The sequence below is a fragment of the Kribbella sp. NPDC050124 genome, assembly GCF_044460355.1.
GTDB lineage: Bacteria > Actinomycetota > Actinomycetes > Propionibacteriales > Kribbellaceae > Kribbella.
Genome location: NZ_JBITJU010000004.1, coordinates 357746 through 370908 on the forward strand (window position 1 = coordinate 357746; position 13163 = coordinate 370908).

Annotated in this window: 9 protein-coding genes; 8 read left to right on the forward strand and 1 reads right to left on the reverse strand. The window is 68.7% G+C overall.

Going from position 1 to position 13163, the window contains the following annotated elements:
• Nucleotides 1–39: 39 nt before the first annotated feature.
• The 5 genes from ACIBL3_RS14070 (at nt 40) to ACIBL3_RS14090 (ending at nt 7692) form a co-directional block, all read left to right on the forward strand.
• Nucleotides 40–1674, forward strand: a complete 1635-nt coding sequence (locus tag ACIBL3_RS14070) for an extracellular solute-binding protein (RefSeq protein ID WP_396353677.1) — start codon at nt 40–42, stop codon at nt 1672–1674.
• A complete protein-coding gene (locus ACIBL3_RS14075) occupies nt 1674–2279 on the forward strand; it encodes a hypothetical protein (RefSeq protein WP_396353678.1) in 606 nt (201 codons plus the stop codon). Before ACIBL3_RS14070 ends, ACIBL3_RS14075 begins: the two co-directional genes overlap by 1 nt.
• Nucleotides 2276–4264, forward strand: a complete 1989-nt coding sequence (locus tag ACIBL3_RS14080; protein ID WP_396353679.1) for a beta-galactosidase — start codon at nt 2276–2278, stop codon at nt 4262–4264. The genes ACIBL3_RS14075 and ACIBL3_RS14080 overlap by 4 nt, the downstream gene beginning before the upstream one ends.
• Nucleotides 4254–6194, forward strand: coding sequence for an alpha-glucuronidase (locus tag ACIBL3_RS14085; protein WP_396353680.1), 1941 nt, complete (start codon nt 4254–4256; stop codon nt 6192–6194). The genes ACIBL3_RS14080 and ACIBL3_RS14085 overlap by 11 nt, the downstream gene beginning before the upstream one ends.
• A 70-nt stretch (nt 6195–6264) precedes the next feature.
• Nucleotides 6265–7692, forward strand: a complete 1428-nt coding sequence (locus ACIBL3_RS14090) for an ATP-binding protein (protein WP_396353681.1) — start codon at nt 6265–6267, stop codon at nt 7690–7692.
• Here the strand turns inward: ACIBL3_RS14090 and ACIBL3_RS14095 are convergent.
• On the reverse strand, nt 7689–9977 hold the full coding sequence (locus ACIBL3_RS14095) for a glycoside hydrolase family 3 N-terminal domain-containing protein (protein WP_396353682.1): 2289 nt from the start codon (nt 9975–9977) through the stop codon (nt 7689–7691). The genes ACIBL3_RS14090 and ACIBL3_RS14095 overlap by 4 nt on opposite strands.
• Nucleotides 9978–10087: 110 nt before the next feature.
• On the opposite strand from ACIBL3_RS14095, the gene ACIBL3_RS14100 reads away from it, so the two are divergent.
• The 3 genes from ACIBL3_RS14100 to ACIBL3_RS14110 are packed head-to-tail and all read left to right on the forward strand — an operon-like array spanning nt 10088 to nt 12837.
• The gene (locus ACIBL3_RS14100; RefSeq protein ID WP_396353683.1) at nt 10088–11080 is read left to right on the forward strand and encodes a LacI family DNA-binding transcriptional regulator; all 993 of its coding nucleotides are present in this window, start codon (nt 10088–10090) and stop codon (nt 11078–11080) included.
• A 9-nt stretch (nt 11081–11089) separates the two neighbouring features.
• Nucleotides 11090–11440 (forward strand): holo-ACP synthase, encoded by a 351-nt coding sequence (locus ACIBL3_RS14105; RefSeq protein ID WP_360530599.1) that lies wholly within the window; start codon nt 11090–11092, stop codon nt 11438–11440.
• On the forward strand, nt 11440–12837 hold the full coding sequence (locus tag ACIBL3_RS14110) for an NAD(P)H-hydrate dehydratase (RefSeq protein WP_396353684.1): 1398 nt from the start codon (nt 11440–11442) through the stop codon (nt 12835–12837). The genes ACIBL3_RS14105 and ACIBL3_RS14110 overlap by 1 nt, the downstream gene beginning before the upstream one ends.
• The last annotated feature ends 326 nt before the right edge of the window (nt 12838–13163 follow it).

Below are 13163 nucleotides of genomic sequence, written 5' to 3' on the forward strand. Positions count from 1 at the left end.
CCCGTTGTGAAAGGCCAAACTCTTGAAAGGCAGGCACACATGATCAGCTTGAGAAGGGCGGGGGTCGCCCTCGCCCTGGTGGCCGCACTCGGTCTGTCCGCGTGCAGTGGCGGCGGCGGTGACGAGGAGGCCGACACCAGCAAGAACCGAACCGGTGCCATGGACAACTATGCCGTCGGCACCCAGTTCAAGGCGACCGAGCCGGTGACGTTCTCGGTGCTCTACAACGACCCGCCGACGTACCCGTACAAGAAGGACTGGCTGCTCTGGACGGCGATGGCCGAGCAGAACAACGTGACCTTGCAGCCGACCGTCGTACCGCTGAGCGACTACGAGCAGAAGCGGTCGCTGCTGGTGTCCGCGGGGGACGCGCCGCTGATCATCCCGAAGACGTACCCGGGCCAGGAGTCGGCGTACGTGTCGTCCGGCGCGATCCTGCCGGTGAGCGACTACCTCGACCTGATGCCGAACTTCCAGGACAAGGTGAAGAAGTGGAAGCTCGAGCCGGAGATCGACACGCTGCGCCAGCAGGACGGCAAGTTCTATCTGCTGCCCGGCCTGCATGAGGAGCTCTGGCCGGACTACACGCTGAACATCCGCGCCGACATCTTCAAGCAGCAGGGCATCCCGGTGCCGAAGACCTGGGAGGAGCTGTCCGCCGCGCTGACCAAGCTCAAGCAGGCCTATCCGGACAAGACGCCGTTCTCGGACCGCTATCAGGGCAAGAACCTGCTCAACCAGCTGGCCGTGGCCTACGGTACGGCGGCCGGCTGGGGGTACGGCGACGGAGTCAAGTGGGACGAGGGCGCCGGCGAGTTCAAGTCCGCGGCCGCGATGCCGCAGTACAAGGACATGGTTGCCTACCTCAACAAGCTGGTGACCGACAAGCTGCTCGACCCGGAGACGTTCACCCAGCAGGACGACCAGGCGATCCAGAAGTTCGTCACCGGCCAGTCGTTCGTGATCAGCGGGAACTCGCAGGAGATCACGACGTACCGCAAGACCATGGACAGCACGCTGGGCAAGGGCAAGTACGAGGTGGCCCGGATCCTGGTCCCGGGTGGTCCGGCCGGTCAGGTGATGGGCGGGTCCCGGCTGGAGAACGGGATCATGATCAACGCCAAGGCCAAGGAGCAGCCGAACTTCGTCGCGATGATGCAGTTCGTCGACTGGCTCTGGTACTCCGACGCCGGCCAGAGGTACGCCAAGTGGGGTGTCGAGGGGACGACGTACCAGGAGAAGGACGGCAAGCCCGCGCTGCTGCCGAACATCGACTACAACGGCCTGAACCCGGGCGCCGGGAAGAAGGACCTGCGCAAGGACTTCGGCTTCTCCGGCGGCGTCTTCGCGTACGGCGGGACGACCGAGCTCCTGCACTCGATGATGGTCCCGGCGGAGCTGAAGTGGCAGGAGGAGATGGCCGCGACGCACAAGCCGGTGGCAGTCCCACCGCCGTACCCGCTGAGTGACGCGGACCGGGAGCAGGCGACCCTGCTGAACACGCCGCTGACCGACTACGTCAACCAGCAGACCCTGAAGTTCGTGCTCGGGCAGCGGCCGATGGGCCAGTGGGACGCGTTCGTCCAGGAGCTCAACGGCAAGGGCGCGGAGAAGTACCTGAAGATGGTCAACGACGCGCACTCGAAGTACGAATCGGAACACGGCGGCAAGTGATGTCGACGCTGTCGACCGGGTTCGTCGACGGCAGGCTGTACCGGGCCTGCTCCTTCGTCTACCACCTGATGGTGGTCGAGGGCTGCCTGGTGATCGCGCTGCTGCCGACGTTCGCCACGGTCCTCCCGCTGGCGCCGGATCCGCGCAACGCGCCGCTGTTCGCCGTTGCGCTGATCCCTGCAGGCCCAGCAGTGGTTGCGGGCCTGTACGCCGTGTGCCGGAAGGACGGATCGCCGGCGCGGGATTTCGTTCGGGGGTACCGCTCGAGTTGGCGAGAGGTGCTCAAGGTGTGGGTGCCGGCGGTCGTGCTGATCGCGACCACGCCGGCGTTGGTCGCGGCTGTGGTGGCTGTATGGCTCGCCAACGCGGTGGTGATCACGTCCCGGTTCTCGTTCCGCGGGCGTGACACCGCGCGATTGGCGGCGTACTACCTCGGTGCGCGCTGGCGGTGCACGCTGAACGTCCTGGTCCTGGGCGCGGCGTTCACGGTCCTGGTGGCGCTCACCTCTGATTGGGTTGCGGTCTTGCTGTTGTCGCCGGCGCTCTACCTGCTGGCGCGAGTGACGCGACCACTGGTCGCCGACGTGGAGAAGAGGTTCGTGTGACGATCTGGTACGGCGGCGACTACAACCCCGAGCAGTGGCCGGCTGACGTCTGGGCCGAGGACGCGCGGCTGTTCGACCTGGCCGGGATCAACACCGCGACGATCGGGGTGTTCTCGTGGGGCCTGCTGCAGCCGTCCGAGGACGTGTACGACTTCAGCGTGCTCGACCGGATCACCGAGTCGCTGGACGGCCGCAACGTCATCATGGCCACCGCCACCGGAGCACACCCGGCCTGGCTGGCGCGCAAGTACCCGGAGGTCACGCGGGTCGACTTCGAGGGCCGCAAGCATGTGTACGGCGCTCGCCACAACCACTGCCCGTCGTCGCCGGTCTTCCAGCGGCTCTCGGTCGAACTCGCCGGCCGCATCGCCGAGCGGTACGCCGACCTGCCCAACCTGGTCGCCTGGCACGTCGGCAACGAGTACGGCGGCTCCTGCTACTGCGACAACTGCACGACCGCCTTCCGGGTCTGGCTGCAGAACCGCTACGGCACGCTGGAGGCGTTGAACCACGCCTGGTGTACGACGTTCTGGAGCCACACGTTCTACGACTGGGACGAGATCGTCGCGCCGTCCGCGTTGAGCGAGCACTGGCGTGGACCGAACCACACCGCATTCCAGGGCATCACGCTCGACTACCTGCGGTTCATGTCGGACGCGCTGCTGGAGAACTTCAAGGCGGAGAAGGCCGCCATTCGCCAACACAGCGACGCTCCGGTGACCACCAACTTCATGGGCTTCTACCGGCCGCTCGACTACTTCCGCTGGGCTGAGCACCTGGACGTCATCTCCTGGGACAACTACCCGCCGGACGACCGGTCGGCGCCGCGGATGGCCCTGACGCACGACCTGATGCGGGGTCTCAAAGGCAAGCCGTTCTGGCTGATGGAACAGACTCCCTCGACGACCGCCTGCCGGGACGTGAACCCGGTCAAGCGGCCGGGAGTCATGCGGCTGTGGAGTTACCAGGCGCTGGCGCACGGCTCCGACACCGTGCTGTTCTTCCAGTTGCGTGCGTCCCGAGGTGCGTCGGAGAAGTACCACGGCGCGGTGATCAACCACGCCTCCCGGTCCGACACTCGCGTGTTCGAAGAGGTCGCTGAGTTGGGCGCCGAGCTCCCGTTGCTCGAGGGCATCGTCGGCGCCGAGACTCGCAGCAAGGTCGCACTCATGCTCGACTGGAACAGCTGGTGGGCGGTCGAGATCTCCGACGGTCCGTCCCGGCACGTGTCCTACGTCCAGACCGCGATCGCCTGGTACACCGCCCTCCAACGCCTCGACGTGGATGTCGACGTCATACCGGTCGATGGCAACATCTCGGCGTACGACGTGGTCCTGGCGCCGTTGCTGCACATGGTGCCGGACGAGTTGGGGAAGCGGTTGAAGGGCTTTGTCGCGGGCGGCGGGAAGTTCGTGACCGGCGTGCTGTCCGGGCGGGTCGACGTCGATGACAACGCGTTCCTGGCGGACGTTCCGGGACCGCTCGCGCGGGTGCTCGGCATCCGGGTGGACGAAACCGACGCGCAGCCGCCGACGGTGGTGAACCCCGTGCAGTTGGACGGCGTCACGTCCGAGGGCTCGCTCGTGTTCGACCTGGTCATCCCCGAGCACGCGGAGGTGGTGGGGACGTACACCTCGGACTTCTACGCGGGTACGGCGGCGGTCACGCGGCACCGCTTCGGTGCGGGGCACTCCTGGTACCTCGGGACCATGCTGGACGCCGCCGGACTGGACGCCGTACTGGGGTCGGTGATCGAAGAGGCCGGGTTGACCGGGTCGTATGCGAGGATCGACGGCGTCGAAGCGACGCGGCGGTACAAGGACGGTCAGCGGTATCTCTTCCTGCTGAACCACGGGGACCGGGAGGTACGGGTGGCGGCCGACAAGTCAGGGACCGAGCTGCTCACCGGCTCGCAGATCGAGGCCGGCGACAAGCTGGTGCTCCCGGCGACCGGTGTGGTGGTGTTGCGGTCGGATGACGTTTGACCCGTGCTGGCTCGGTGGCCAGCGGTTGCCCGAGGTCACCATCCACGCATCCGGAGCGCTGGCGCAGACGATCCGGGCCGAGCTCCGGCAGACCCGCCGGGTCCGTCATGACGTAGAGGTTGCCCTGTGCACCCTTGGTCGGCTCGAAGAGACGCCGCTGGCTGCGTGGGTCGAGCAGGCATTGCCGGCCGACGGGCTCGGGTCCGAAGGCTTCGTGGTGACGCGACTAGGCAACCAACTGGTCGTCGCCGCCGAGGGCGGGCGCGGCCTGCTGTACGGGTACTTCTACCTGCTGCGGTACTTCGAGTGGATGACCGGCGACTTCACCGTGGTCGAGCGGCCGGCGGTCCCGGTTCGGATGGTCGCGCACTGGGACAACCTCGACGGCTCCGTCGAGCGCGGGTACGCCGGTGGATCGATCTTCTTCCGCGATGGCCGGGTGGTGCAGGACCTGACTCGGGTCCGCGCGTACGCCCGCCTGCTGGCCTCGGTCGGGATCAACGCGGTGGTGGTGAACAACGGCAACGTGCACGCGGCTGAGACCCGGTTGATCAGCGACTACCTGCCGGACCTGTCCCGGCTCGCCGCGGTGTTCCGCGAGTACGGGATCGTGGTCCACCTGTCGGTGAACTTCGCGGCGCCGATCGTGCTCGGTGAGCTGGAGACGGCCGATCCGCTGGACGAACGCGTGATCCGCTGGTGGTCGGCGGCCGTCAGCCGGGTGTACGACGCGGTGCCGGACCTCGGTGGTTTCGTGGTCAAGGCGGACTCGGAGAACCGGCCCGGTCCGTACAGCTACGGGCGGCACCACGCCGATGGCGCGAACCTGCTGGCTCGGGCGCTGGCGCCGTACAAGGGGACTGTCTACTGGCGGTGCTTCGTCTACGACTGCCATCAGGACTGGCGGGACCGGAGTACGGATCGGGCGCGGGCGGCGTACGACCATTTCGTCCCGTTGGACGGGTTGTTCGAGGACAACGTCGTACTGCAGATCAAGCATGGGCCGCTGGACTTCCAGCCGCGTGAACCCGTTGCGCCGTTGCTGGGGGAGTTGCAGGAGACCCGGTCCGCGGTCGAGTTGCAGGTGACACAGGAGTACACCGGTCAGCAGAAGGACCTGTGCTACCTGGGTCCGTGGTGGCGGGAGATCCTGCAGTTCGACACCACCGGCTCCGGTGGGGCGACGCTCGCCGAGCGCGCCGATGCGGTCGTGGGTGTCGCCAACGTCGGTGACGATCCGAACTGGACCGGCCACAAGCTTGCCCAGAGCAACCTCTATGCGTACGGACGGCTGGCCTGGGATCCGGCCGCCGATCCGGTCAGCCTGCTGCACGAGTGGGCCGCGGCGACGTTCGCGGTGGACGACCGGACCCGGGCCGAGCTGGTCGAGATCATGGCGGACTCGTGGCGGACGTACGAGCGGTACACCGTGCCGATGGGCGTCGGGTTCATGGTCACGCCGGGCACGCACTACGGGCCGAACGTCAACGGGTACGAGTACTCCGAGTGGGGGACGTACCACTTCGCCGACCGGTACGGCGTCGGCGTCGACCGGACCGTGGCGACCGGATCAGGCTTCACCGCGCAGTACCCGGAGCCGCTCGCCGGCAGCTACGAGAACGTCCACACCTGCCCGGACGAGCTGCTGCTGTTCTTCCACCACGTGCCCTACGACCACGTGCTGCAGAACGGTCGCACGGTCCTGCAGCACATCTACGACACCCACTTCCAGGGGTACGACGAAGTCGAAGCGATGCTCGCCCGCTGGAAAGGCATCGCCGACCGCCTCGACCCCGCCACCCGCGAGAACATCTCAGCCCGCTTCGAGCTGCAACTGCGCAACGCCCGCGAGTGGCGAGACCAGGTCAACACCTACTTCCACCGCCTCAGCGGCATCCCCGACGCAGCCAGCCGCACCATCTACCGGTAGTCGACGGCATCAAACTATGATTGAATCAAACTATGATTGAATCATAGTTACTCCGAAGGGTGGGCGGCTGATGAGGTTCAAGGGACGGGCGGCTGATCTGGATCTGCTGGACCGGCAGCTCAGCACGGTGGCCGCCGGGAACGCTGACAGTCGTGGGCGGGCCGTGATCATGACTGGGCGTCGCCGGGTCGGGAAGTCTCGGCTGGCCCAGGAGTTCTGCGACCGGTCCGGTCGGCCTTACGTGATGTTCCAGGCCACCCGCGGCCGGCGGCCGGAAGCCGAGCGGGCAGACTTCGTCTCGGCGCTGTCCGGACTGCCCGAGGCCGACCTCGTGGCCGGTTTCCAGTCCGGAGATTGGAACCAGGCGCTGCGTTCGCTGGCGATCGCGCTGCCCGACGACACCCCGAGCATCGCGGTGATCGACGAGGTTCCCTGGCTGGTGGAACAGGATGCAGAGTTCGAGGGAGCGCTGCAGACGGTTTGGGACCGTTACCTCTCGGCCAAGCCTGTCCTGCTGGTCCTGGTCGGCAGCGATCTGTCGGTGATGGAGGCGCTGCAGGCCTACGGCCGGCCTTTCTTCGGGCGGGCAGCGAAGATGACAGTACGACCGTTGCACCTGGCTGATGTGCAGGAGATGACGGGCCTGGATGCCGCCGACGCGGTCGACGCACTCCTGATCACCGGCGGCTTTCCGGAGGTCGTCCAATCGTGGCGGGAGGGAATGAGTCGCCAGGCCTTCTTGCAGGAAGCCGCGAGCAATCCGCTCGCGCCGCTCCTGGTCGCGGGCGAACTGTCGTTGCTGGGGGAGTTTCCGGAGACGTCGCAGTCGCGTGCGGTCCTCGAGGCGGTTGGTACGGGCGAGCGGACGTTCTCGGCAGTCGCTGCTCAGGCCGGCGGTGGCGGTGGGATGCTCCCGGGAACCCTTTCGCCACTCCTGTCCACTCTGCAGACCAAGCAGGTCTTGGTCGCTGATCTGCCGCTGTCCACCAAGGCGGACAGCAAGAACAAGCGGTACCGCGTCGCCGATCCGTATCTGAGATTCTGGCTGGCCTTCCTGCAGCGCGGAATTCCGCTGATCGAGCGCGGTCGCGGCGACCTGGCGCTGGAGCGAATCGAACGCGGCTGGACAAGCTGGCGGGGTCGGGCAGTCGAGCCGCTCATCCGCGAGTCCCTGGTCAGACTGCTACCTGACGAGGGGTGGCCCACCACCGAGGCGGTGGGCGGGTGGTGGAACCGGCAGAACAATCCCGAGATCGATCTGGTCGGGGCCGATCGGGAGCCGGTTGCTCGCGCGGTGCACTTCGTGGGATCGATCAAGTGGCTGGATTCCAAGCCGTTCGGCGGACGCGAGTATCAGGCACTGGCGCGGGACATGGTGGTGGTGCCAGGCGCCGGGCCGGATACGCCGCTGGTTGCCGTGTCGCGATGCGGTGTGGAGAAGGGCATACCTCTCGCTGTTCACTGGGGTCCGGACGACTTGGTCCGCGCCTGGCGCTAGCTGATCTCGCGGGAGTCGGCGCGCAGGGAGCGGGTGTGGTCGACGTGGCGCTCGGGTCCGGTGATTGTCACGGTGTGGGTGGATTGGACGTCGGCGCTGGACTTCGCGAGTCGGAGGTGGATCTCTCCGGGCTCGACGATGCGCGCGCCGGTGCGGTCCGCGAACGAGGTGAGGTCGGCGTGCACGGTGAATTCGATGGTGCGGGATTCGCCGGTGGGGATGTCGACGCGGTGGTAGCCGATCAGGCGGGTGACGGGGCGGGTGACTCGGGCGACTGGGTCGCCGAGGTAGAGCTGGACGATCTCGGTGCCGTCCGTCGCGCCGGTGTTGTGGACGGTGACCTGGACGGTGACTGTGCCGTCGGTGGGCACGCTGTCGCGGTCCACGATCGCGTTGGTCCACTCGAAGGTCGTGTACGACGTTCCGTGGCCGAACGGGAAGAGCGGTGTCGGGTCGACGGATGAGACCTTGTTGCGGCCGCCGAGCGGTTGGTGGAGGTACGTCCCCGGCTGAGCGCCTTCGCTCCGCGGCAGGCTGACCGGGAGTCGACCGGACGGGTTCACGGCTCCAGTGAGGACCCGGGCCAACGCCGGTCCGCCTTCCTGGCCGGGGAAGAACGCTTGCACGATGGCCGCCGTACGGTCTGCGAATCGGCCGAGTGCGTACGGGCGTCCGGACAGCAGTACGACGACGACAGGCGTACCGGTGTCGAGGACTGCGTCGAGCAGGTCGGCCTGGCGTCCGGGGAGGGCCAGGGTCTCCACGTCACAGCCTTCGCCCGAGGTGCCGCGGCCGAACAGGCCGGCCCGGTCGCCGAGCGCGACGATCGCAACGTCGGCCTCGGAAGCTGCGGTGATCGCCTCCTCGAAACCGTCGTCGGAGTCGTCGTCGACACCGCACCCTTCGGCCGTCTTCAGGTCGATGCCTTGCGCAACGAGCGCCTCGGCGAGGGTGAGGATCGGGACGCCGTCGTCGGTCCCGGGATAGCGGGGCGCGATGTGGATCGGGAACGTATAGCAGCCGAGCATCGCGTGCGCATCCATCCCGCGCGGGCCGACCAGCGCGACCTTCTTGCCCGGGGCAACCGGCAGTACGCCGTCGTTCGCGAGCAGCACGATCGACTCGTCGGCCAACCGCGCCGCGATCTCCCGGTTGGCCGGCGTGTCCAGCTCGACCGGGCCCGTCGGCTCGAGGTCCAGGTCGGCGTCGAGCAGGCCGAGATCGCACTTCTGCCGCAACACCCGGCGGACAGCCTGATCGACGTACTCGACGTCTAGTCGCCCCTCCTCCACCTCGGCGATCAGCGCGTCGGCGTACGTGTGCACGGTCGGCAGTTCCACGTCGATGCCGGCCTTCAGCGCCAGCGCGGCCGCCTCGCCGTCGGTGCCAGCGACCTGGTGCAGAGTGCGCAGGAACGCGATCGCGAAGTAGTCCGCGACGACCGTCCCGTCGAAGCCCCAGGTGTCGCGCAGCAGCGTGGTCAGCAGCTCCGGGTCGGCGGCGACCGGTACGCCGTCGATCTCGGCGTACGAGTTCATCACCGTCCGGACACCGCCCTCGACCACGGCCAGCTCGAACGGCGGCAGGATCACGTCGGCGAGCTCGTGCCGACCCATCGAGACCGGCGCGAGGTTCCGGCCGGCGCGTGAGGCGGAGTAGCCGGCGAAGTGCTTCAGCGTGGCGTGGACGCCGCCGTCCTGCAGGCCACGGACGTACGCCGTACCGATCGTGCCGACGAGGTAGGGGTCTTCGCCGATCGTCTCCTCGGTGCGGCCCCAGCGGTAGTCGCGGGTGACGTCGAGGACGGGGGCGAGGCCGAGGTGCGTGCCGGCCGACTTCATGTCCGTGCCGATGTGGCGGGCCATGGTCTCGACGAGTTGCGGGTCGAAGGTGGCGCCCCAGGCGAGCGGGGTCGGGTAGATGGTGGCGCCGTACGCCGCGAAGCCCGTCAGGCACTCGTCATGGGCGATCGCCGGGATGCCGAAGCGGTTGGCGGCCATGATCTGCCGCTGTGCCGCGGCCAGCGACCGGGCGCCCGTGGTCGGGTCGACCGGCCGGGTCCCGAACGGGCGGGTGAGCTGGCCGAGACCGTCCCGGATCACGTCGTCCCAGACCGGCGGGTCGGCGCTCATGTCGTGCTGGTACGGCGCGACGTCCTCGCCGCTGTCCCCGGCGCCGACCCACAGGCCGGCCAGCTGGGAGACCTTCTCCCGCAGGGTCAGCTCGGCCAGCAAGGCCTCGACCCGGTCGTCCGGACGTGCGGTCGTGTCGCGCCAGGCGGCCATCAAGCTCCTCGAAAGTTTCGGACAAAGTCACGATACCTCCGACGAGGTTAGCTTGTATTCTGCTGCTTGCACAGCCTCGAACCGGGTGGAGGAACGTCGTGGGTCAGCGGATGACCATCTCGAAAATTGCGGAGCAGGCGGGGGTCTCGGTGCCCACCGTGTCCAAGGTGCTGAACGGCCGCTCCGACGTCGCCGAGGAGACCCGGGCGAAGGTCGAGAGCATCATCCAGGAGCACGGCTACCGCCGCCGGACCACCAGTACGGCGAGCAGCCCGATGATCGACCTGGTGTTCCACGAGATCGGCGGCGCGTGGGCGGTCGAGCTGATCCGCGGCGTCGAGGAGGTGGTCCGCGCCGAGGGCGTCGAGCTGGTGCTGTCCGAGTGCGGCGGCGCCCGGCGGCCACGGCAGGAGTGGATCGAGTCCGTCCTGCTCCGCCGCCCGCTCGGCGTGATCATGGTGTTCTCCGACCTGGACGCCGACCAGCGGGCGCAGCTGGAGGCGCGACGGATCCCGTTCGTGGTGGTCGACCCGGTCGGCGACGAGGGGGACGACGTACCGTCCATCGGCTCGGCCAACTGGAACGGCGGCCGGATGGCGACCCTGCACCTGCGCAAGCTCGGGCACACCAGGATCGGCATGATCGGCGGCCCGGTGGAGACACTGTGTTCGCGGATGCGGGTCGACGGCTACACCGACGCGCTGCGGTCGACCGGGGTCGAGATCGATCCGGCGCTGATCCGGGCGGCGGAGTTCGAGGTCGACAGCGGGCACCGCGAGGCGCTGGCGCTGCTGAAGCTGCCGGAGCGGCCGACCGCGATCTTCGCGGGCAGCGACCTGCAGGCGCTGGGGGTGTACCAGGCGGCGCGGGAGCTCGGGCTGGAGATCCCGCGCGACCTGTCAGTGGTCGGGTACGACGACCTCCCGGTGGCGCAATGGGTCTCGCCGACACTGACCACCGTCCACCAGCCGCTGCGCCAGATGGCCGAACTGGCCACCCGGATGGTCCTGGACCTTGCCCGCGGCGTCACCCCCGCCGCCCTCCGCATGGACCTCGCCGTGGACATGCGCATCCGCCAGAGCACCTCGGGACCGCCCAGCTAGGGTGGTCGCATGATCGTCGGCGTAGGTATTGATGTGGTCGACGTTGAGCGGTTCATGAAGACCCTCGAGCGCACACCGGGTCTTCGGGATCGCGTCTTCACCGCTTCCGAGGCAGCCAGACCACCGGCGTCGCTCGCCGCCCGGTTCGCAGCCAAGGAAGCGCTGGCCAAAGCACTAGGCGCGCCGGCCGGCATGCACTGGCACGACGCCGAGGTGCAGACCGACGAGACCGGCCGCCCGTGGCTGGAGATCAAAGGCACCGTCGCCGATCAGGCCGGCCGCCTCGGCGTACAGAGCCTGCACCTGTCTCTGAGCCACGACGCCGGCATCGCCTCCGCCGTCGTCATCCTGGAGGGCTGATGCGCCGCGCGCACACCGTCGAGCAGGTCCGGACGGCCGAGGCCGACCTGATGGCGCGCCTCCCCGAGGGCACCCTGATGCAACGCGCCGCGACCGGCCTCGCGGTTGCCATCAGCAACTTCCTCGGTCACACGTACGGCGCTCGTGTCGTCCTGCTGATCGGGTCCGGCGACAACGGCGGCGACGCCCTGTACGCCGGGGTCCGGCTGGCTCGACGCGGTGCCCGGGTGGTCGCCGTACTGCTGTCGGACAAAGCACATGCCGCCGGGCTGGAGGCGCTGCTGGCGGTCGGTGGACGTGTCGGCTCGACGGATGACATCGCCTCCGCGGATGTGGTCGTGGACGGGATCGTCGGGATCGGCGGGCGTCCCGGCCTCCGCCCGAACGCGCTGGCAGCCGTCGAGGTCGCCGCTCAGAAGGGCATCCCGATTGTCGCCGTCGACACCCCGTCGGGCGTCGACGTCGACACCGGCGAAACCCCCGAACCCCACGTCCGTGCTGCTCTTACCGTCACCTTCGGCACCCACAAGATCTGCCACTTCATCGACCCCGCCGCCACCGCTTGCGGCCCGGTCCATCTGGTCGACATCGGTCTGGACCTCCCGCCTGCGCCGGTCGAGTCTCTCCAGGCCTCCGACGTACGAGCGCTGTATCCCGTCCCGCATGGCGAGTCCGACAAGTACTCCCGCGGCGTACTCGGGTTGATGGCCGGATCCGCGCAGTACCCGGGAGCGGCCGTCATCGCCACCGCCGGCGCACTCGGCGGCCCGCTCGGCATGGTCCGGTACGTCGGCCCCGACGCAGTAGCAGCCGAGGTCCGGGCGGCCCACCCGGAGATCGTTGCCGGTGAGGGGCGCGTGCAGGCGTGGGCAGTCGGCTCCGGTCTCGGCGACGAGCTGGACGTCAGCCGGGTCCGCGACCTCCTCGACGCCGAGGAGCCGATCGTCCTCGACGCCGACGGCCTCCGGGCACTCGAGGACTCCGGCGACCACACCGGCGTACTCGCGACACCACACGCGGGCGAGCTGGCCCGACTGCTAGGCGTCGACCGCGCCACCGTCGAAGCTGAACGCCTCAAACACGCCCGCCTGGCAGCCGAACGCTACGACGCCACGGTCCTCCTCAAAGGCTCCACCACGGTGATCGCCGCCCCCGACGGCCACGTCCGCGTCAACACCAACGCCACCCCCTGGCTAGCCACCGCCGGCGCCGGCGACGTCCTGGCCGGCCTCTGCGGAGCCCTCCTCGCCGCCGGCGTGACCACCCTGGACGCCGCCAGCCTCGCCGCCTACCTCCACGCCGCCGCCGCCAACCTATCCTCCGCCTCCGGCCCCACCACCGCCCTCGCCGTAGCCGCCACCCTCCCCCAAGCCACCCGCCAACTCCTGCACGGCTAATTCCCCCACGCAGCCGCCACGCCCGCTCCTGCGCCGCGTGCTCGCCAGCTGCTCCCGCCCGCCCCGTATCTGTGCGGCTATCGCCGCGCGCTCCGTGGTCCCGCGGGGTCAGCCCACCAGAGCGTGGGTTGGCCCACCGGATTCTGGTTGGCCAACCCACCGCGAGATGGGCTGGCCCACCACCCGCGCGCCCATCACCCCCTTCTCGCAACCCCGCTGACCGATCACGACTCACGGGACCACGAGGCAGCCGAAGGGCGGGGGACACCACGGGTGCGGTTGCGGGGGAGGCGTGCGGCGGATAGGACTGGAGGGCTGGTGTCTCC

What these genes read in the sequence shown, in the direction of transcription:
- ACIBL3_RS14070 (WP_396353677.1), top strand. Translation starts at nt 40, where the DNA reads ATGATCAGCTTGAGAAGGGCGGGGGTCGCCCTCGCCCTGGTGGCCGCA.
- ACIBL3_RS14075 (WP_396353678.1), top strand. Translation starts at nt 1,674, where the DNA reads ATGTCGACGCTGTCGACCGGGTTCGTCGACGGCAGGCTGTACCGGGCC.
- ACIBL3_RS14085 (WP_396353680.1), top strand. Translation starts at nt 4,254, where the DNA reads ATGACGTTTGACCCGTGCTGGCTCGGTGGCCAGCGGTTGCCCGAGGTC.
- ACIBL3_RS14090 (WP_396353681.1), top strand. Translation starts at nt 6,265, where the DNA reads ATGAGGTTCAAGGGACGGGCGGCTGATCTGGATCTGCTGGACCGGCAG.
- ACIBL3_RS14095 (WP_396353682.1), bottom strand. Translation starts at nt 9,977, where the DNA reads ATGGCCGCCTGGCGCGACACGACCGCACGTCCGGACGACCGGGTCGAG.
- ACIBL3_RS14100 (WP_396353683.1), top strand. Translation starts at nt 10,088, where the DNA reads ATGACCATCTCGAAAATTGCGGAGCAGGCGGGGGTCTCGGTGCCCACC.
- ACIBL3_RS14105 (WP_360530599.1), top strand. Translation starts at nt 11,090, where the DNA reads ATGATCGTCGGCGTAGGTATTGATGTGGTCGACGTTGAGCGGTTCATG.
- ACIBL3_RS14110 (WP_396353684.1), top strand. Translation starts at nt 11,440, where the DNA reads ATGCGCCGCGCGCACACCGTCGAGCAGGTCCGGACGGCCGAGGCCGAC.